This is a genomic window from Vibrio sp. A1-1, from assembly GCF_021728175.1.
GTDB classification, from domain to species: domain Bacteria; phylum Pseudomonadota; class Gammaproteobacteria; order Enterobacterales; family Vibrionaceae; genus Vibrio; species Vibrio diabolicus.
Genome location: NZ_JAKKCL010000010.1, coordinates 91,178 through 110,763, shown reverse-complemented (window position 1 = coordinate 110,763; position 19,586 = coordinate 91,178). Strand labels below are relative to the sequence as shown.

Genomic DNA, 19,586 nt, shown 5'->3' with positions numbered 1-19,586 from the left:
TATTTATTGGAAATCTTGCATGTTCCAGTTGCCAATATCTGCAGCTGGACCTTCTCCACCCTCTTGGCCATCTGCGCCTAGAGTGAAGATGTCAATCGTACCGTTATCACCTGGGCTTAGGTACTGGTACTGGTTACCCCAAGGGTCATTAGGAAGACGTTTGATGTAACCGCCATCACGGTAGTTGCGAGGCTCTGGGTTAGAAGGCTTGCTAACTAATGCTTCCAGGCCTTGGTCTGTCGTTGGGTAAACGCTGTTATCCAACTTGTACATATCTAGGGCATTTTCCAGCGCTACGATGTCCGTAATCGCTTTTTGTTGGTCAGCCTTCTCTTTGTTACCCAATAGGTTTGGAACAACGAAACTTGCCAAAATACCAAGGATAACGACAACAACCATCACTTCTAAAAGTGTGAAACCGTGTTGTTTACTACGCTTAAATTTCATTTTTTTCTCCGAAAGTTAGATTCAAGCCATGCCGTAAGTAGACACGTCTTAATTCGAATTTATCCGCTCATCAAGTTATTCATTTCTAGCATTGGCATCAAGGTCGCCATCACAATGAACAACACTAATCCAGCCATTAAGGCAATTAATGCAGGAGTGAATACGCCTAACGCAATATTGACTGTAGATTCAAAGTTTTGATCTTGGTTATCGGCAGCACGCGTCAACATGCTCTCCAATTCACCACTTTGCTCACCACTGGCGATCATGTGTAGCATCATTGGTGGAAACAGACGAGTTTGATCTAACGCCTTACGCAGGCTGGCACCTTCTCGAACGTTATCTGCAGCAAGTAACACTTGCTGCTTCACATAGCGATTAGACATAACATCCACCGCGACACGCATGCCTTCTAGAATTGGAATCGCACTGGAAGTACAAATCGAAAGTGTTCGTGCGAATCGTGCGGTATTCAAACCTCGAGAGATTTTGCCCAATAGCGGTAGACTCAAGATTTTTCTATCCCAAGCTAAGCGAAAGTCTGGTTTTTGCAACGCCAGTTTGAGCCCATAGAAAAACACCACCAGCACGACGAAGATGATAAGCCCCCAATCTTGCACAAACTCACTGGCTGCCAGTAAGAACTGTGTTGACTGAGGTAACTCTTGTCCCATCTGAATGATTGGCTCAATGATTTTGGGTACCACTGTCGCTAATAAGAAAGAAACAATAACAACCGCAAACACCACTAAAACCACCGGGTAGATCATGGCTTGAAGCAGTTTGGAACGCATCTTCTGACGGTTTTCGACGTAGTCTGCCAAACGCTCTAATACCGTATCAAGATGGCCTGACTTTTCACCCGCCGCAACCATGGAGCGATAGAGCTCATCAAACACGTGTGGGTAATCAGCAAAGCTGTCGGCGAGCGGATAACCCTCGGTTACTTTCGAGCGAACCGCAGCCAGCATAGAACGAATTCTCGGCTTTTCAGCCTGCTCAGAGACCGCGCGCAAACATTCTTCCAAAGGCATACCTGATTGGACTAACGTGGACAATTGACGTGTGATTAGTGCCAGCTCAGATGTTGAGATGCCGCGCTTAAAGCTGACTGAGCCTGAAGACTTAGCCGATTTAGCTTTCGTCTCGACCACTTCAATCGGGATCATCCCTTGCTCTTTGAGTCGCTGGCGTACTTGTCGGGCGTTGTCCCCTTCTATCGTGCCTTTTTTATGCTTGCCTTTTGCATCTAGCGCTTTGTACTCAAATGCCGCCATTAGGTTTCCTTCGTCACTCGCATCACTTCTTCAAGTGACGTAATACCACGACGTACTTTGCTTAGACCATCACTGCGAATACTTGGCGTATGGGCGCGAACGGCTCTCTCAATTTCTTGCTCACCAGACTCTCGGTGAATCAATTCTTGCACTTGCTCATCGACCATAATGAGCTCGTGGATACCTGTTCGACCTCGGTAGCCTTTTTGGTTACACGCTTCGCAGCCTTTAGCACGGTGTAGCTCTAGTGGTTCATGCGCTTCCATACCAAACAGTTTCTTCTGTTCAGCATCGGCTTCATACGGTTCTTTGCAACTCGGGCAAAGCGTACGAACCAAGCGCTGTGCTAACACACCCAATAACGATGAAGAAATAAGGAATGGTTCAATGCCCATATCGCGTAGACGCGTGATCGCACCAACAGCGGTGTTGGTGTGAAGGGTCGACATTACTAAGTGACCCGTTAAGGACGCTTGCACTGCAATTTGTGCGGTTTCTAAGTCACGGATCTCACCGACCATCACCACATCAGGGTCCTGACGCAGAATAGCACGCAAGCCACGCGCAAAAGTCATGTCGACCTTCGGGTTCACCTGAGTCTGACCGATGCCATCAATGTCAAATTCAATCGGGTCTTCAACCGTTAAGATATTGCGTTCGTTACTGTTGATCTCTTGCAAGCCAGCGTACAAAGTCGTCGACTTACCAGAACCCGTCGGGCCGGTGACCAAGATAATACCGTGAGGACGCTGAATAAGATGACGGAAATTGTCGTGCACGGAAGGCGTCATACCTAAGCTATGCAAATCGAGACGCGTCGCGTTTTTATCCAACAGACGCATAACTACTCGCTCACCATGTGACGACGGCATTGTAGAAACACGCACATCAACCGCACGACCACCAATACGCAGCGAGATACGACCATCTTGAGGTACACGCTTTTCTGCAATATCCAGCTTCGCCATGACCTTTACTCGCGACACTAACAGTGGTGCAAGCTTACGACTTGGGGTGAGCACTTCACGCAATACGCCATCGACACGGAAACGAATCGAAAGGGTTTTCTCGAAAGTTTCGATGTGAATATCCGACGCCCCTTCTTTGATCGCTTCACCCAACATCGCATTGATCAACTTAATGATTGGTGCATCGTCTTCTGACTCTAGTAAGTCTTCATCATGCGGCAGCTCTTCAGCCAATGAGAAAAAGTCGTCGCTATCGGCACCGATGTCTTCCATCAATTGACGCGCTTCAGACGAGTCACGCTGATAAGCTTCGGTTAACTTTTTATCGAAGGCTTCTTTATCGATAGGTTGCGGCACGAAGCTTTTCTTCAGCACACGACGGACTTCGACCAGAGCCGCTGGGTTGAGCGGCTCGACATAGTAAAGAATGGGCGGACGCTCAGGATGCTCTGTCTCCAGCACCAGTTTAAAGCGATTGGCAAAACTGAATGGCAGACGACGCATACTTGGCGCTGTGTCTAACATATCAACCATTAGTTGTTTTCCATTTGATCAATAAACGCTTGGATCTCGGTTGGGTGCTGACGCTCCTGGCCAAAGGCTGGCATGACTGGGATCTTCTCGTCAGCCATCAACTTCAATCCTTGATCCGCTTTGTAGAGTTGCTCTGCGCGAATAAAGTTGTATTTGCGCTGTGTAATGCCGTCTGCGGTCATACCATCACGAATAATCGTCGGCTTGATGAACACCATCAAGTTACGCTTTTCTGTTTGCGTGCTGGTTGATTTGAACAAATGACCAAGCACTGGGATGTCACCCAGTAGCGGTACTTTTGACTCACTTTCAAGTGCACGTTCATCAACCAAACCACCAAGAACCAGCATCTGACCATCTTGGATCATGACTGAGGTATTTAGCTGACGCTTAGCAAATCGAACGTCAACCGCACCGTTTGCACCCAACACATTGGACACTTCTTGCTCGATATTTAACTGAACAGAGTCACCTTCGTTAATTTGTGGCACAACCTTAAGCTTGATGCCCACTTCTTTACGATCAACCGTTTGGAATGGATTGTCGTTGTTTGAGCCAGCCGTAGAGCCTGTGATAACAGGCACTTCTTCACCAACAATAAATGATGCTTCACCATTATCCATTACAGTAATACTTGGAGAAGATAGAATGTTTGAGTTGGAGTCGGTCGCTACTGCACTGACCAAAGCAGTCCAGTCACCCATCACGATGCTCATCGCAGCACCGTTAACACCGCTCAGTGCCGATGCAAGAGTAGAATAGTCACCAGATTCAGTAACATCATATGGCGTTCGTTCGCCATTCGCATTTGTGTAGTATTCAGTTCGAGTTTGATCTTTTGCTTCTTCTAGACCAACCATTACCTGACCAATCGGTGCACCAGAGTTACCGTACTGAATCACCGCACCGGTTTCCAGTGAGCCCCACTGAACACCTAAGTTAATGCCGTCACCTTCTGACATTTCAACGATCAGCGCCTCAATCAAGACTTGAGCACGACGAATATCAAGCTGAGCAATAACATCTTGTAGCGCATTCATGATATCTGGTGGAGCCGTTAATACTAAGGCGTTGGTCGCTGCGTGCGCAGCAATCACCACTTCACCACGCTGGGCACCTGACGCTTTCTGGCCGACTTGCTTTTCAGCTTGTAGGTTATCGGAAACACCTTTTAGTACATCCACCAAATCTTCAGCTTTCGCGTTCTTCAGATAAACCACGCGGTTGTTACCTTTGGTCGCCATTTCAACGTCAAGTTGACGAATCAAGCGCTTCAGACGCGCACGTACTTTAGGGTCGCCAGAAATCAAAATCGCGTTGGTACGTTCATCGGCAACAATTTTAGGCTCAAGGAACTCAGGCGTGCTCTTCTGATTGGTGCTTTTATTTAGTGCTTCAACAATACGCACCATTTCGGCAGCAGAAGCATTGCGCAGTTCCACCAGCTCAATTTCTTTATCACCCGCTTGGTCAACACGCTTAATGATTTCTGCTAAGCGATTCACGACCGCCGCACGACCTGTGATTAAGATGATGTTCGCTGGATCGTAGTGAACTACGTTACCAGCACCAGCATTATCAATCAGTTGACGAAGTAGAGGAGACAACTCACGAACCGACACATTACGTACCGCAACAACTCGAGTGATAACGCTGTCGCCTTGCGCGCTGCCATCACCTAATACAGGGATTGCTGACGTTTTTGAGTCTTTCGCTTTGATAACCTTAAGTACACCGTTGTCCATTTCTACGACGGCGTAGCCGTATACTTCGAGTACGTTAAGGAAAAAGCTGTAGTATTGCTCTTCGTTAAGCACGTCATAGCTGCGGACATCGATTTTACCGCGCACTGAAGGGTCAACAATGATGGTCTTTTCGAGATTACGACCCACTATGTTGATGAATTCTTGAATATCAGTGCCTTTAAAGCTGGCACTAAATTCGTTTGCTATTGCACCTGGGACGCAGAGTAAACTTCCTGCTAGTAGCCAAGCACTTTTGCTGAACCAATGTTTCACGTATGTCTCCCTGAACTTACGCCGGTTGCCTAAGTCTTACAATTGGATATAGATATCGTACTGTTGGCCGTCGCGCTCAACAGTTAAATTTAATTCTTGCGGATCGCTCATCACTTGCATCAGTTGTACTGAAGAAGACGGGTCGCTTAAATCGATCCCGTTAAGTTGCACCGCAATATCACCAGGTTCTAGACCCACATCATTAAACAGCGCGGCATCACGACCAGGTGACACTCGATAACCAACAATGCCCCCGTCTCTTTTGACGGGTGAAATGGTGATGTATTTGAAAACGCTTTGTGGATCTTTCGCAATTTCCTCTCGGATTTGCTCTAATTTTTCTCCAACGTCAGACGTTGATTCTGCTCGTTGAGATTGGGCTCTGGCTATCTGCGGCGATTCAGATAGCTTCTTATATTCTATACCCTGCATCATTAAGGTCTCGTCTCGACCTTGGTTATCAATGATGACGCGATCCACTAATACGGCTTTTAGTGTCGCACGCGTACCTTCAATTTCTTCACCTAAACCATACGTTGCTTGCTTACCGCGGTTGGCAATGACAGCAAGACTGGTATTCGCATCACTGCTTGCAACCGCGCCAACCAGTGTAAGGTTAAGGCGCGTCTTAGGGGCGTCTTTAACAACAGGTTGTTCTACAACTGCAGGCTTTTGTTCAGTGAATTTACCGAATAGGTTGGCATTCTGAAGGGCATTAAAATCTATCGCGTCGCCTTTATTGCTCGCAACAACGCTGCTCGTCGATGGACGCCATTGCGGCACTTCCGACGATTGAGGTATGGTTAACCATACAATTTTGCCAAGTATCCATCCGGTTATCGCAATAAACAGACAGGTGAGCAACAAGCTAAGTTTGGCTTGAATTGTATAATTATTGGACTTGATCTGAGCCAGTAGCGGTCTGCTTGATAATCCTGCACTTAGCTCTAAACGTTTCACTGAATGGATTCCTTTATTCTAACGTTCGTCATTTAAGCTATAACAATAGCTATCGACTTTAAATTGCTAAATTTGCAATAAAATTATTACTCAACAAAGAGCAGTGAACTATATCACAAGTTGTCTTTCATACCTTTTTCTTATGCAGTTTTTGCCAACTCCCTTGAAAAAAATACGCCTTGACTCCATCTGTAGGTGAATAATCCATCACTCATTGCCATATTCGGGCAGTGATTAGATAGCGTAGTGTTCTATGAGTTCCCTAAATGAAGCCGTTAGGCTAGATAAATGGCTATGGGCCGCAAGATTTTATAAAACCCGCTCTATCGCTCGTAACATGGTCGATGGTGGTAAAGTCCACTATAATGGCCAACGAAGCAAACCGAGTAAAATCGTTGAAGTGGGCGCCGAAGTAAGACTTCGTCAAGGCAACGAAGAAAAAACGGTGATCATCGAAAAAATTTCTGATCAACGCCGAGGCGCTCCCATCGCACAGACCTTGTATCGCGAAACTAATGAAAGTATAGCGAAACGTGAGGAACACGCGACTCAACGTAAGCTTAATGCCCACAACCCAAGTCCAGAACGCCGCCCAGATAAAAAGCAGCGCAGAGACATCATTAAGTTCAAACACCAATAAAAGCCGGAATTACCAACGAGGAAAGCACTCCATGGCAAATAATGTTTTAAACCGCTACCTATTCGAAGATCTTTCAGTACGTGGCGAGTTGGTACAATTGGATGAAGCGTACCAACGTGTTATCTCCAGCAAGGAATATCCGGCAGCAATAGAGAAACTGCTGGGTGAGCTACTCGTTTCAACCACTCTTTTAACTGCCACTCTTAAGTTCGAAGGCTCAATCACCATTCAGCTACAAGGCGACGGCCCTGTATCTCTTGCCGTTATCAACGGTGACCACAAGCAACGCGTTCGTGGCGTGGCTCGCTGGGAAGGCGATATTGCCGATGATGCAAGCCTCCACGATCTCATGGGCAAAGGTTACCTCGTTATCACTATCGAACCGAAAAACGGTGAGCGTTACCAAGGTGTCGTTGGATTAGAAGGTGATACTCTAGCCGACGTACTAGAAGGCTACTTCGCAAACTCAGAGCAGCTAAAAACGCGCCTATGGATCCGCACGGGCGAGCACGAAGGTAAAGCCCACGCAGCAGGCATGTTGATTCAAGTAATCCCTGATGGCACTGGTTCACCAGATGACTTCGAGCATCTAGAGCAACTGACTGACACGGTAAAAGATGAAGAGCTATTTGGTTTAGAAGCTAACGAACTACTATACCGCCTATATAACCAAGACAAAGTGCGCCTTTACGAACCGCAACCTGTCGAATTCCATTGTGGCTGTTCTCGTGATCGTAGTGGTGCCGCTATCATCACCGTTGAGAAAGCTGAAATTTATGACATTTTGGCTGAAGTAGGATCCGTTTCTTTACATTGTGATTACTGTGGCACGACCTATACGTTCGACGAAGCGGAAGTCACCGAGCTGTATGCACAAGCTTCTGCGGACAAGAAAACCCTGCATTAATTTACATAGCTTATCAAGCACGTAATTTACCCTACAAAATGCCAGCTTAATGCTGGCATTTTTGTGATCAATCCCTCGTAATGCCTCGCTTCAAGCGTAATAAAACAACTGCTTAATTTTAAACAATTAATAATGATTTTGCCCTAGCGCAAAGGATTGCGTGCACGATAAACTATTCCCACCAATATGTGACGGGTTACCTAAAACCTTATTGAAATCATGGATAAATTTTGAGCTATCTCCCTGTTTTCTCCCCGCCCCGTTGCTAGCATGGTGAGCAGATTAAAATTAAAACATTCTTACAAAATCCCTACAAAAATCCTTATAAGGAGCACCTATGACCGTTATGGAACATACTAAGGCTGCAACACTTGATCTAACCAAGCACGGACTGCATAACGTTAAAGAGGTTATTCGCAACCCTAGCTACGAAATGTTGTTTGAGGAAGAAACGCGTGAAGACCTAACAGGTTATGAGCGTGGCGTGGTTACTGAACTAGGTGCGGTTGCCGTTGACACTGGCATCTTTACTGGTCGCTCACCAAAAGATAAATACATCGTCAAAGATGCGACGACAGAAGAACATATGTGGTGGACGTCTGATCAAGTAAAAAATGACAACAAACCAATCACTCCAGAAGTGTGGGACGAGCTGAAAGAACTGGTCACAAACCAGCTTTCTAACAAACGCTTGTTTGTTGTTGACGGTTACTGTGGTGCAAACCCAGATACGCGTTTGAGCATTCGTGTTATCACTGAAGTCGCATGGCAAGCGCACTTCGTTAAAAACATGTTTATCCGCCCAACAGAAGAAGAATTGACAACATTTGAACCAGACTTCGTGGTAATGAATGGCGCAAAATGCACTAACCCAAAATGGGAAGAGCAAGGTCTGAACTCAGAAAACTTCACCGTATTTAACCTAACCGAGCGCATGCAACTTATCGGTGGTACTTGGTACGGCGGTGAGATGAAGAAAGGCATGTTCGCAATGATGAACTACTTCCTTCCATTAAAAGACATCGCATCAATGCACTGTAGCGCTAACATGGGCAAAGACGGCGACGTAGCGGTATTCTTTGGTCTCTCTGGTACCGGTAAAACCACACTATCAACTGACCCTAAACGTGCGCTAATTGGTGATGATGAGCACGGTTGGGATGATGACGGCGTCTTCAACTTCGAAGGTGGTTGTTACGCGAAAACCATCAAGCTATCGAAAGAAGCGGAGCCGGACATCTACAACGCGATTCGCCGTGATGCACTGCTAGAAAACGTAACGGTACGTAGCGATGGCTCTATCGACTTTGATGATGGTTCGAAAACAGAAAACACTCGTGTTTCTTACCCTATCTACCATATCGACAACATCGTTAAGCCAGTATCAAAAGGCGGTCACGCGAATAAAGTGATCTTCCTATCGGCGGACGCATTTGGTGTGCTACCTCCAGTGTCTAAATTGACACCTGAGCAAACGAAGTACCACTTCCTATCTGGCTTTACTGCAAAACTGGCAGGAACAGAGCGTGGTATTACTGAGCCAACGCCAACCTTCTCTGCATGTTTTGGCGCAGCGTTCCTAACGCTTCACCCAACTAAATACGCAGAAGTACTGGTTAAACGTATGGAAGCAGCAGGCGCTGAGGCTTACCTAGTGAACACAGGTTGGAACGGCACTGGCAAACGTATCTCGATTCAAGATACGCGCGGAATTATTGATGCGATTCTTGATGGTTCGATTGAAGATGCACCAACTAAGCACATTCCTATCTTCAACCTTGAAGTACCAACTTCGCTACCAGGTGTGGATCCAAGCATTCTAGACCCTCGCGACACGTACGTTGATCCACTTCAGTGGGAAAGCAAAGCGAAAGACTTGGCTGAACGCTTTATCAATAACTTTGATAAATACACGGACAATGCGGAAGGTAAATCTCTGGTTGCCGCTGGCCCTCAGATTGATTAAGTCGAGTAACAACGACGTCGCGTAAACCACAGTGATAAGTGGGCAGCCACTTATCACTTTTACTTAGACCAAGTTACAAAAAACCGCTTCAAGCCCCTCTTTTGAGGGGCTTTTTATTGAATACCGCAGAATATTGATACAAGCTAAAGCCTATCTAGTTTTATTTAATAGCAAACGTAGGTTCTAGCAGGGATGAAAACAGCGCGTCGATTTCTAATTCTGTTACTGGTTATCTTAGTTGCCATTCCGGCCACTACGATTGCGCTGTTAACAACATCTTACGCCGATGCAACTTGGCGTCTGCTATCAAACAGCATTTCCTTGCCCTTTCAAGCAGAAAGCGTGCGTTACGATTTTCCCTACCACCTAACTTTACAGGGTGTGAACACAAACGTAGACGACGCTTCTTATATCGAGCAAGTCGATTTATGGATGAATCCCGATGTTTATCGCGATGGTAAATGGATCGTTGATAGCTTATTGGTTGATGGACTTAATTTGCAGTATGGCGCGCCAAAGCTCAAGCCTTTAGATAACGTTTTGTTCCATCAAATCGCGCTCAAAAATATTGATTACGCCGACGAGCAGTTTTCTGGTAATGGCATTGACCTTCAAATTCAATCACCACAGTGGAATGGCCAGTTAATACCATATGGCGAGGTTCAACTTGCAGCCGACCAGATCTATTGGAATGGTGAAGCCTTTAATCAGGTCTTGGTCGACATGGACTACAAACCGCAAGACAGTACGCTCTATGGCACTTCATTTAACTGGCGTAACAGTCAAATTTCAGGGCAAGGCGAGCAGTATCCACAAGGCTGGTCTTTAGTGAATGTGACCATCAATAAGTTGCAACTCAATCATATCCAGCTCCAATCACTGCTTGCTAAGCCTTGGCAAGCAATACCATTCAAGATTAATCACATTAATAGCTTAGACTTACTGAACGCCGATATTGAATGGGGCGATTGGCACTGGCAAAACTTAGAGCTCTCCGTAGAAAACGCCACACTGCCACTATCTCTCTGGGAGACAACGGCTCAAGTTTCATTGCAGGCGGATAGCGTCCAATTCCAACAGCAAACCGCAATAGAGCCGCGTTTAAGTGCTGCTATAGAGCCTGGAAAAATCCAGCTCAACGATCTCAGCTTAGATTGGCAGCAAGGTCGTGTGCAGGTCTCTGGGGGGTTCACTCCAACGCAATGGCAACTCGAAGAAGCCTCCATTCAAGGCCTCAAGTGGGCAATACAACCTGAAGATAACCAAAACTGGTGGCACGCAGCCATCAGTAAGTTAGATCATGTCACAATCCAACGACTCGACATCGAGCGCAGCCAAATCATTCAGCTATCTCACGAACCTTATTGGCAGTTCTCCGGTTTAAACATCGAAGGGCAGCAGCTTGATCTTAAACAGGTCAATCAACGTTGGGGCCTTTGGTATGGGGATCTGGAAGCCAGCGTAGTCAACGCCAGTTATAACCAAGTACTCACGTCTCATGCTGCACTTGCCATGCAAAGTGAGAATGGCTTTTGGCAACTGACACGCCTTTTTGCACCACTCGAGCAAGGCTACGTAGAAGGCATCGGACAGATAGACCTAAGTACTCCGAGCCAGCCTTGGGCGCTCAACCTCAATGCCGATGGCATTCCCTTATCACTCTTCCACGATTATTTACCCGACACACTGGCTATTGATGGTTTTTCCGATCTCAGCCTCGCTCTACAAGGATTATCAGGTGATCGCAACATGCTGGCCTACAGCTTATCGGGTGAAGTGGAAGCCAACCTACGAGATACCCGTTTTAAATCCCAAGCGAATCATTCGCTCAAAGCCATTACCTTAAGTCCGCTGCGTTTAAGCGCGCAACGAGGGAAAGTCGCCATAGAACCAGTCACCATTTCAGGGAAAGCTATGAGTGGTAGGGTTTGGGGCGAGTTTGATATGGCCAACAACCCGCTAAATGGCATTGTTTATCAATGGAAGGACTCGTGCGGGAGCGTTGAAGGCGATCTACTCAGTGGCGAAATCCATCATAATGAGTGTTTAAAAGCACCAGCTCCAAAAGAACCGGCTGATGTTGAAAGTACTCCACAAACACATGAATCATCCATTGAGCAGCCAACTGCGATCGATAACATCAATGTGGAGATTCAAGAGGAAGAGCTTTCCGAAGAAATTGTCGAAGAAGACGAAGCATCTGTCACTGATCCCACCGCAGAGGAACAAATCCTCCCACCGACAGAGCAAGAAAGCGAAAAGAATAAGCGCCCTACAGATCAGTAAGGCGCCCTCTCATTAACAACTGAGTAATTGCGAATAGTTCGGTATCAGCATATAGGTACCAACAAAATCTACGGCTGGCGTGTCGCCACTATAAATCACCACGTGAATGACGATGCGTGCTTTGCGCCCTGACTCCAATCGATCTAGGTCACCACTGATCCCATCCAACGAAGTACTTGCCACGGGGTTTTGTTCGACTGGTTGACGATAACGAATCGAGCTGTCGGCCAACACAATATCACCATGCAAACCGCGCTCTTTAAGCAGCAGCCACGTCATACCCCACCCCGTCAAGGTGGCTAAAGTAAAAGCTGACCCCGCGAACATGGTGTTATGCGGATTAAGGTTCGGATTAAGTTGCGCGCAGCATTCAAACTGGTAACCCGTGTACTGGTTAATTTTGATCCCCATTTTGTCACTAATTGGGATCTGTTGCTCCCAGCGCTGCTGAAGTTCAGTGCACCATTCTGGGCGACGTAACACATTCGCCATCGGATCCAATGGCTTCACCATTTGTTGGTGACGCACAGGACCGCGCTCGTCGGTTAGTTCACCGCGACGCTCAAAGCCATTTTTCTCGTAAAATGCGATAGCATCTTCACGGGCATTACACACCAAGCGCTTCGCCCCTTCTTGGCGTGCTAACGACTCTAGCGCGACCAGAACCAGCGAGCCCATCCCCTTACTGCGGCGATTATTTTTAACCGCCATATAGCGGATTTGGCCATCATTATCCGGCGTAATGTATAAACGACCGATCGCCATAGGACGCCCTCGACCATCAACAATCATACGGTGATGGCTCATTTCATCGTATTCATCGCGTTCAGAGCCAATTGGCATACGCCATGGCTCACGAAGCAGTTGCCAGCGAAACTGATAATACTTGTTTATCTGATTATCGGTTTTGGGAGTAATGAGTTTGAACATATCAATCCTTTGAAAGCACAACACTAATAAATGTCGGGAAAATCACTCCAAGCCAATTCCATGAGCTTGGAGTTAAAGCTTAGACCATGGCGCTTGTGTTACCAGACTAGACCTGCAACCAAAACGTCACCGGACCGTCATTCACTAAGGACACTTTCATATCGGCAGCGAAGCGGCCACGCTGTGTGGGTAAAACTTGTTCACACAAATCAGAAAAGTAATCATACAAGCGCTCAGCATCAGCAGGATGCGCACCGCGAGAAAAGCCAGCACGAGTGCCTTTTTTTGTATCCGCAGGTAACGTAAATTGAGAAACCACCAGCACTTTGCCTTCTACCTGTTTGACATTCAGGTTCATCTTACCTTCATCATCTTCGAACACGCGGTAGGTCGTAACACGCTCCATCAAGCGTTTTGCTTTGGCCTCATCGTCGTCTTTCTCTACTCCTAATAAGACCAGCAGACCACGATCAATTTCCCCTACGACTTCACCATCCACACGGACGGCAGCTTCACTGACTCGTTGAATTAGCGCTATCACTACTCTCGCTTCCTTCATTTGCTAACTGAGATTCAGCCGACGAGTGTATCATGTCTAAATCTTCACTCCAGTGCTCTCGCTCACCAAGCGCAGCTGTGACTTCCGCACCCAATAACACGATCATCCAGCATAAATACACCCAAACAAACAAGATAGGAATCGCGGCTAACGCGCCGTAAATGAGCTGATAAGAGGGGAACTGCGTGATGTAGAGTGCAAAGCCCTTTTTACTTAATTCGAACAGTATCGCAGCGACTGCTGCCCCCATCGCGCCATGAGCCAGGTGCACTTTTTTATTCGGCACCAGAATATATAAGCCAAGGAAAGCGAAAAAAGACAACAACAGCGGTAACCAACGTAAAAACAGATTGAACGCACCAGATAATGTCTCGTTCTCTAAAATTTGCAGTGAGGTCACGTACGATGTAGCCGCGATACTCGCACCGACCATGATCGGCCCTAACGTGAGTACCATCCAATACATAGAGAATGAAAATACTAAACGGCGCTTATCTTTAACTCGCCAAATGTAGTTTAAGTTCTTATCAATGTTCGAAATCAGCATGACTGCAGCAATGAATAAAAACCCACCGCCAACCGCGCTCATTTTGCCCGTATTCGCCACAAATTCCTGCAATGCCGTATGTACAGCTTCCCCAGATGCCGGAACAAAATTCTCAATAATGTAGCCTTGCAACACCTCACCGACGTTCGCAAAAACGGGAAATTTCGACAATATTGATAACAATACCGTCAGCATTGGCACGATGGATAACAAGGTAATGTAGGCAAGATAGCCCGCGTTCACATTGACGCGATCATGCGTTAATCGCTTAAGAAGATACTTAAAAAACGCGACGCAACTTGGCAGTAGATTGATTAATCTTGCCTTGTAACTCTCTGATAACTGGTTCATAGTTCATCCCATAATTAGCGTCGAGGACATAAGAATGCCTTATTTATTAGCAATTGTACTATCAATTTTCACTTTAACAGGGTGTCAATCTGCTTATTACTCAGCGATGGAGCAAGTTGGGTACCATAAACGAGATATTATGGTCGACCGCGTTGAAGATGCCAAAGAATCTCAACAAGATGCACAAGAAGAATTCACCAGTGCACTTGAAGCCTTATCTGCGATCACCAACTTTGATGGTGGTGAGCTAGAAAGTGTCTACAACAAAATCAATGACAAGTACGAAGACAGCGAAAAAGCGGCGCAAGACGTTCGTGACCGCATTGCTGCGATTGAAGACGTTTCCGGCGCACTGTTTAATGAATGGCAAGACGAACTAGAGCTGTACTCGAGCGCGAAATTGCGCCGTTCAAGCGAACAAAAGCTACGTGAAACCAAAGCTTCGTACAAAACCATGCTTAGCGCAATGAAGCGTGCAGAGAAAAAGATGACGCCTGTACTAAATACACTGCGCGACAACACGTTGTACTTGAAACACAACCTTAACGCGAGTGCGATTGGCTCTCTACAAGGTGAATTTTCTAGTCTAGAGAAAGACATTCAGTTTGCCATCAAACAGATGAACGAAGCGATTGCAGAGTCTGATAAATTCCTACAAAAGCTCAATCAAAAGTAAATGATTCAAACCTCCTCCTAGCGAGGAGGTTTTAGTCTGCGACCTCACCAACTAAACCGATGACTCTTCGAACAAAGCCTACTCGTTCTAGCACACTGCCCCATGGCACTTCTACCACTTCGTAACCCAACTCAGCATAGATATCCACTAAGGATTGATGAATCTCCAATGCTTCTTCAAAGCTGTGTGGACGCACTTCATCTTGCACGTAAATGGATGCTTCAGGTCGACAAGTAAACACCTGACTATGGTACCCAGCACTTTCAGTTAAGAAAGCTTGGTCAACCTTACAACCGCCCACTTGTAAGTAAGCAATGATGTCTGGGATCGCGCGATCAACAAACGCAATGTCATGACAACGCGCATCACTCTTTTGCTTGCTCATCAAGTCGAGACACAATTGAGCAAACTCAGGCAGGTTCGTCCACGGCAAGATACCGTCGTCTAACTGGTTTTGCTGTTCAATCAGCGTACGAGAGCTCTCTGCAAACGTCGCATACCCTTGCCGCTCTAATGCATTCAGTAGGGTGGTTTTCCCCGCACCTGGGCCACCAGTAATCACAATTGGCTTCATGCTGATATGTTCATTCTCTAGATACAAAAAACCCTGAGCATAACTCAGGGCTTCTTCTTAATTGAATCGCTTAACGAAAATTATTTCGCGCCACGAGAAGCACGTTTACGATCGCTTTCCGTTAGGAATTTCTTACGGATACGGATGCTTTCAGGTGTTACTTCTACTAGCTCATCGTCATCGATGAACTCAAGCGCTTGCTCTAGTGTCATGATGATTGGCGGAGTTAGAACCTGTGCGTCATCGGTACCAGATGCACGAACGTTGGTTAGCTGCTTACCTTTCAGTGCGTTTACTGTTAGGTCGTTGTCGCGGCTGTGAATACCGATGACCATGCCTTCGTAAACTTCCACACCGTGACCGATAAATAGACGACCACGTTCTTGAAGGTTGAACAGTGCGTTAGTTAGCGCTTTACCCGCAGCGTTAGCAATCAGAACACCGTTGATACGCTGACCGATGTTACCGCCTTTGTGTGGGCCGTAGTGGTCAAACGTATGGTATAGAAGACCAGAACCAGAAGTCAGTGTCATGAATTCCGTTTGGAAGCCGATCAGACCACGAGATGGCATGATGAAGTCCATACGTACACGGCCTTTACCGTCTGGAGCCATATCTTTCAGCTCACCTTTACGTAGGCCGATATTCTCCATGATACCGCCTTGGTGCTCTTCCATTACGTCGATAGTTACCGTTTCAAACGGTTCCATTAGCTGACCATCTTCTTCTTTGATGATTACTTCTGGACGAGATACGGCAAGCTCGAAGCCTTCACGACGCATGTTTTCGATCAGGATAGACAAGTGAAGCTCACCACGGCCTGATACGCGGAATTTGTCTGGATCGTCTGTTTGCTCAACGCGCAGTGCAACGTTGTGTACCAGTTCCTTCTCTAGACGCTCAAGGATGTTACGTGAAGTGACGAACTTACCTTCTTTACCAGCGAATGGAGACGTGTTTACTTGGAACGTCATGGTTACTGTTGGTTCATCAACAGACAGTGCTGGTAGTGCTTCTACTGCGTTTTGTGCACAGATAGTGTCAGAGATTTTAAGCTCGCCAAGACCAGTGATTGCAATGATATCACCCGCGTTAGCTTGCTCAACTTCGTGACGCTCTAGGCCTAGGTAGCCCATTACTGTGCCCACTTTACCGTTGCGAGTTTTGCCGTCTGCACCAACAACCGTTACTTGCTGGTTTGGCTTAACGCTACCACGAGTTACACGGCCAACGCCGATAACGCCAACGTAAGAGCTGTAATCCAACTGAGAGATTTGCATCTGTAGTGGACCATCTAGGTCAACTTCTGGTGCAGCTACTTCGCCAACGATAGTTTCGAATAGCGGTTCCATGTTCTCGCCAGTTTCGCCTTCTTCTAGAGAAGCCCAACCGTTAAGAGCAGAAGCGTAAACCACTTTAAAGTCTAACTGTTCGTCAGAAGCACCTAGGTTGTCGAATAGGTCGAACACTTGGTCCATAACCCAATCAGGACGTGCGCCAGGGCGGTCAATCTTGTTGATAACAACGATTGGTTTTAGACCATGAGCAAACGCTTTTTGTGTTACGAAACGCGTTTGAGGCATTGGACCATCAACCGCGTCAACGATAAGTAGTACAGAGTCTACCATCGACATGATACGTTCAACTTCGCCACCGAAGTCCGCGTGTCCCGGAGTATCTACGATGTTGATACGGTAATCGTTCCAGTCGATTGCTGTGTTTTTAGCAAGAATGGTAATACCGCGCTCTTTCTCGATGTCGTTCGAGTCCATGACTCGCTCTTCAGCTTCACCGCGAGACTCAAGCGTGCCTGATTGTTGTAGCAGCTTGTCAACCAACGTGGTTTTACCGTGGTCAACGTGCGCGATGATCGCGATATTTCTTAATTTATCAATCTGTGGAGTAGCCATGGATATTGATTCACTTAGATAGATGAAATGCCCCCACGCTGAGAACGGGTGCTCTCTGGCGACATTTGCTGATTAAAAAAACGGCCATAATGTACCAGATTTTAGCAAAAAGCCTAGAAATATGTGATCTACTCCCGAGCATTTCTGCGATTTTTACGCTTAATGCCCATTTTCTTCCTCAGAACGAATTGATTAAACGCAACTTTATTCCAATCGATGCATAATTCAAATTGACTCTTGCTCAAAAACTGGGCTGAATAAGCAATGCGCCTGTCACATTATGGTGCAATAATGATTTTCCGCACCACAATAGTGCAAGTAAAGATCATTTTGGTGCAATCATCTGCACCAAGCTAGCGCCAAAAAACACAATTGCTTGAAATTAATGGAATATTTTTTTTGGCACGGTTTTGGCTTTAGTTAAAACAGCATCGATTAATGAAAAGTCAAATTGATTAATCAATGCCAGGTTTCATGAATAATTCATAAATCGAGCTTTTACCGCTTATTAACACTGGAGGTTATCCAAGATGTCAGTAGAAAACGTTCTATCGCTGATCCAAGAAAACGAAGTTAAGTTTGTTGACCTACGCTTCACTGATACAAAAGGTAAAGAGCAGCACATTTCGATCCCTGCTCACCAAATCGACGCAGACTTCTTCGAAGAAGGTAAAATGTTCGATGGTTCATCAGTTGCTGGCTGGAAAGGTATCAACGAATCAGACATGGTAATGATGCCTGACGCATCTTCTGCTGTGCTTGACCCATTCACGGAAGACGCAACACTAAACATCCGTTGTGACATCTTAGAGCCGGCAACAATGCAAGGCTACGACCGTGACCCACGTTCTATCGCAAAACGCGCTGAAGACTTCATGCGCTCTACTGGCGTTGCAGATACTGTACTTATCGGTCCTGAGCCAGAATTCTTCCTATTTGACGACGTGAAGTTCGCGACTGACATGTCAGGCTCTTTCTTCAAGATCGATGACGTAGAAGCAGCATGGAACACAGGTTCTGATTACGAAGAAGGTAACAAAGGTCACCGTCCAGGCGTTAAAGGTGGTTACTTCCCTGTAGCTCCAGTGGATTCATCTCAAGATATCCGTTCTGCTATGTGTCTAGTAATGGAAGAGATGGGTCTTGTTGTTGAAGCACACCACCACGAAGTGGCAACAGCGGGTCAAAACGAAATCGCAACTCGTTTCAACACGCTAACAACCAAAGCTGACGAAATCCAAATCTACAAGTACGTTGTACACAACGTTGCTCACGCGTTTGGTAAAACAGCGACGTTCATGCCTAAACCACTTGTTGGTGACAACGGTAGCGGTATGCACGTTCACCAATCTCTAGCGAAAAATGGTGTAAACCTATTTGCTGGTGACAAGTACGGCGGTCTATCTGAAATGGCGCTTTACTACATTGGCGGTATCATCAAACACGCTCGTGCAATCAACGCATTTGCTAACCCATCAACAAACTCGTACAAACGTCTTGTACCAGGCTTCGAAGCGCCAGTTATGCTTGCTTACTCTGCACGTAACCGCTCTGCTTCTATCCGTATCCCTGTGGTACCAAGCCCGAAAGCACGTCGTATCGAAGTTCGTTTCGGTGACCCAGCGGCTAACCCATACCTATGCTTTGCATCAATGCTAATGGCTGGTCTTGACGGTATTAAGAACAAGATCCACCCAGGCGAAGCAATGGATAAAGACCTTTACGATCTACCAGCAGAAGAAGCAGCAGAAATCCCAACGGTTGCATACTCACTGAAAGACGCACTAGCAGAGCTAGATGCTGACCGTGAATTCCTAACAGCAGGTGGTGTATTCTCTGACGACTTCATCGACTCTTACATCGAGCTGAAATCTCAGGACGTAGAGCGCGTGAACATGACAACTCACCCAGTTGAGTTCGAACTTTACTACTCTGTATAAGGTCGACACTGTGTAAAATGTAAACACAGCAACAAAATATTAGGCTCGCCTCGCAGGCGGGCCTTTTTTGTATTCGTCAGTCAAGATTCGACGTTT

The 19,586-nt window shown here is 46.4% G+C and carries 16 protein-coding genes; 6 read left to right on the top strand and 10 right to left on the bottom strand.

The annotated features are described in order from the left end of the window. Window positions 1–3 precede the first annotated feature (3 nt). The 5 genes from gspG to gspC are packed head-to-tail and all read right to left on the bottom strand — an operon-like array spanning window position 4 to window position 6,204. The gene (gene gspG, locus L3V30_RS15145; protein WP_005394985.1) at window positions 4–447 is read right to left on the bottom strand and encodes a type II secretion system major pseudopilin GspG; all 444 of its coding nucleotides are present in this window, start codon (window positions 445–447) and stop codon (window positions 4–6) included. A gap of 59 nt (window positions 448–506) precedes the next feature. Further along, window positions 507–1,724 (bottom strand): type II secretion system inner membrane protein GspF, encoded by a 1,218-nt coding sequence (gspF, locus tag L3V30_RS15140; RefSeq protein ID WP_005394987.1) that lies wholly within the window; start codon window positions 1,722–1,724, stop codon window positions 507–509. Beyond that, entirely contained in the window at window positions 1,724–3,226 is a 1,503-nt protein-coding gene (gspE, locus tag L3V30_RS15135) for a type II secretion system ATPase GspE (RefSeq protein WP_005394994.1), read from the bottom strand. Before gspE ends, gspF begins: the two co-directional genes overlap by 1 nt. Next, entirely contained in the window at window positions 3,226–5,244 is a 2,019-nt protein-coding gene (gspD, locus tag L3V30_RS15130) for a type II secretion system secretin GspD (RefSeq protein WP_005394995.1), read from the bottom strand. The genes gspE and gspD overlap by 1 nt, the downstream gene beginning before the upstream one ends. A gap of 36 nt (window positions 5,245–5,280) precedes the next feature. Next, the gene (gene gspC / locus L3V30_RS15125) at window positions 5,281–6,204 is read right to left on the bottom strand and encodes a type II secretion system protein GspC (RefSeq protein ID WP_237309219.1); all 924 of its coding nucleotides are present in this window, start codon (window positions 6,202–6,204) and stop codon (window positions 5,281–5,283) included. 253 nt (window positions 6,205–6,457) lie between these two features. Here gspC and hslR point away from each other — a divergent pair, with 253 nt between their 5' ends. The 4 genes from hslR to L3V30_RS15105 all read left to right on the top strand — a co-directional run bounded on the left by hslR (window position 6,458) and on the right by L3V30_RS15105 (window position 12,003). After that, window positions 6,458–6,844 carry a ribosome-associated heat shock protein Hsp15 gene (hslR, locus tag L3V30_RS15120; RefSeq protein ID WP_031780440.1) on the top strand — a complete coding sequence of 129 codons (387 nt, stop codon included), beginning with the start codon at window positions 6,458–6,460 and terminating at the stop codon, window positions 6,842–6,844. Window positions 6,845–6,875: 31 nt separating this feature from the next. Then, entirely contained in the window at window positions 6,876–7,751 is an 876-nt protein-coding gene (gene hslO, locus L3V30_RS15115) for an Hsp33 family molecular chaperone HslO (protein ID WP_046874147.1), read from the top strand. 337 nt (window positions 7,752–8,088) lie between these two features. Further along, complete coding sequence (gene pckA, locus L3V30_RS15110) at window positions 8,089–9,717, top strand: phosphoenolpyruvate carboxykinase (ATP) (protein ID WP_047009389.1); 1,629 nt, start codon at window positions 8,089–8,091, stop codon at window positions 9,715–9,717. 192 nt (window positions 9,718–9,909) lie between these two features. Beyond that, on the top strand, window positions 9,910–12,003 hold the full coding sequence (locus L3V30_RS15105) for an AsmA family protein (protein ID WP_237309218.1): 2,094 nt from the start codon (window positions 9,910–9,912) through the stop codon (window positions 12,001–12,003). 12 nt (window positions 12,004–12,015) lie between these two features. Here the strand turns inward: L3V30_RS15105 and L3V30_RS15100 are convergent, their stop codons facing one another. The 3 genes from L3V30_RS15100 to L3V30_RS15090 form a co-directional block, all read right to left on the bottom strand. Then, complete coding sequence (locus L3V30_RS15100; protein ID WP_005395003.1) at window positions 12,016–12,933, bottom strand: bifunctional GNAT family N-acetyltransferase/hotdog fold thioesterase; 918 nt, start codon at window positions 12,931–12,933, stop codon at window positions 12,016–12,018. Between the two features lie 106 nt (window positions 12,934–13,039). Beyond that, window positions 13,040–13,474: a D-aminoacyl-tRNA deacylase gene (dtd, locus tag L3V30_RS15095; protein WP_012841223.1), complete on the bottom strand. Its 435-nt coding sequence runs from the start codon at window positions 13,472–13,474 to the stop codon at window positions 13,040–13,042. Then, window positions 13,446–14,390 (bottom strand): virulence factor BrkB family protein, encoded by a 945-nt coding sequence (locus L3V30_RS15090; RefSeq protein ID WP_237309217.1) that lies wholly within the window; start codon window positions 14,388–14,390, stop codon window positions 13,446–13,448. Before L3V30_RS15090 ends, dtd begins: the two co-directional genes overlap by 29 nt. Window positions 14,391–14,424: 34 nt before the next feature. Between L3V30_RS15090 and L3V30_RS15085 the strand changes: the two genes are divergently transcribed. Further along, the gene (locus tag L3V30_RS15085) at window positions 14,425–15,066 is read left to right on the top strand and encodes a DUF2959 domain-containing protein (protein WP_006741783.1); all 642 of its coding nucleotides are present in this window, start codon (window positions 14,425–14,427) and stop codon (window positions 15,064–15,066) included. 31 nt (window positions 15,067–15,097) lie between these two features. Here L3V30_RS15085 and L3V30_RS15080 read toward each other — a convergent pair whose 3' ends face one another. Together L3V30_RS15080 and typA are read right to left on the bottom strand one after the other, a co-directional pair. Beyond that, window positions 15,098–15,640 carry an AAA family ATPase gene (locus L3V30_RS15080; RefSeq protein WP_237309216.1) on the bottom strand — a complete coding sequence of 181 codons (543 nt, stop codon included), beginning with the start codon at window positions 15,638–15,640 and terminating at the stop codon, window positions 15,098–15,100. An 80-nt stretch (window positions 15,641–15,720) separates the two neighbouring features. Next, window positions 15,721–17,550, bottom strand: coding sequence for a translational GTPase TypA (gene typA, locus L3V30_RS15075; protein ID WP_046874152.1), 1,830 nt, complete (start codon window positions 17,548–17,550; stop codon window positions 15,721–15,723). A gap of 530 nt (window positions 17,551–18,080) precedes the next feature. On the opposite strand from typA, the gene glnA reads away from it, so the two are divergent. Continuing rightward, a complete protein-coding gene (gene glnA, locus L3V30_RS15070) occupies window positions 18,081–19,490 on the top strand; it encodes a glutamate--ammonia ligase (protein ID WP_237309215.1) in 1,410 nt (469 codons plus the stop codon). Window positions 19,491–19,586: the final 96 nt, after the last annotated feature.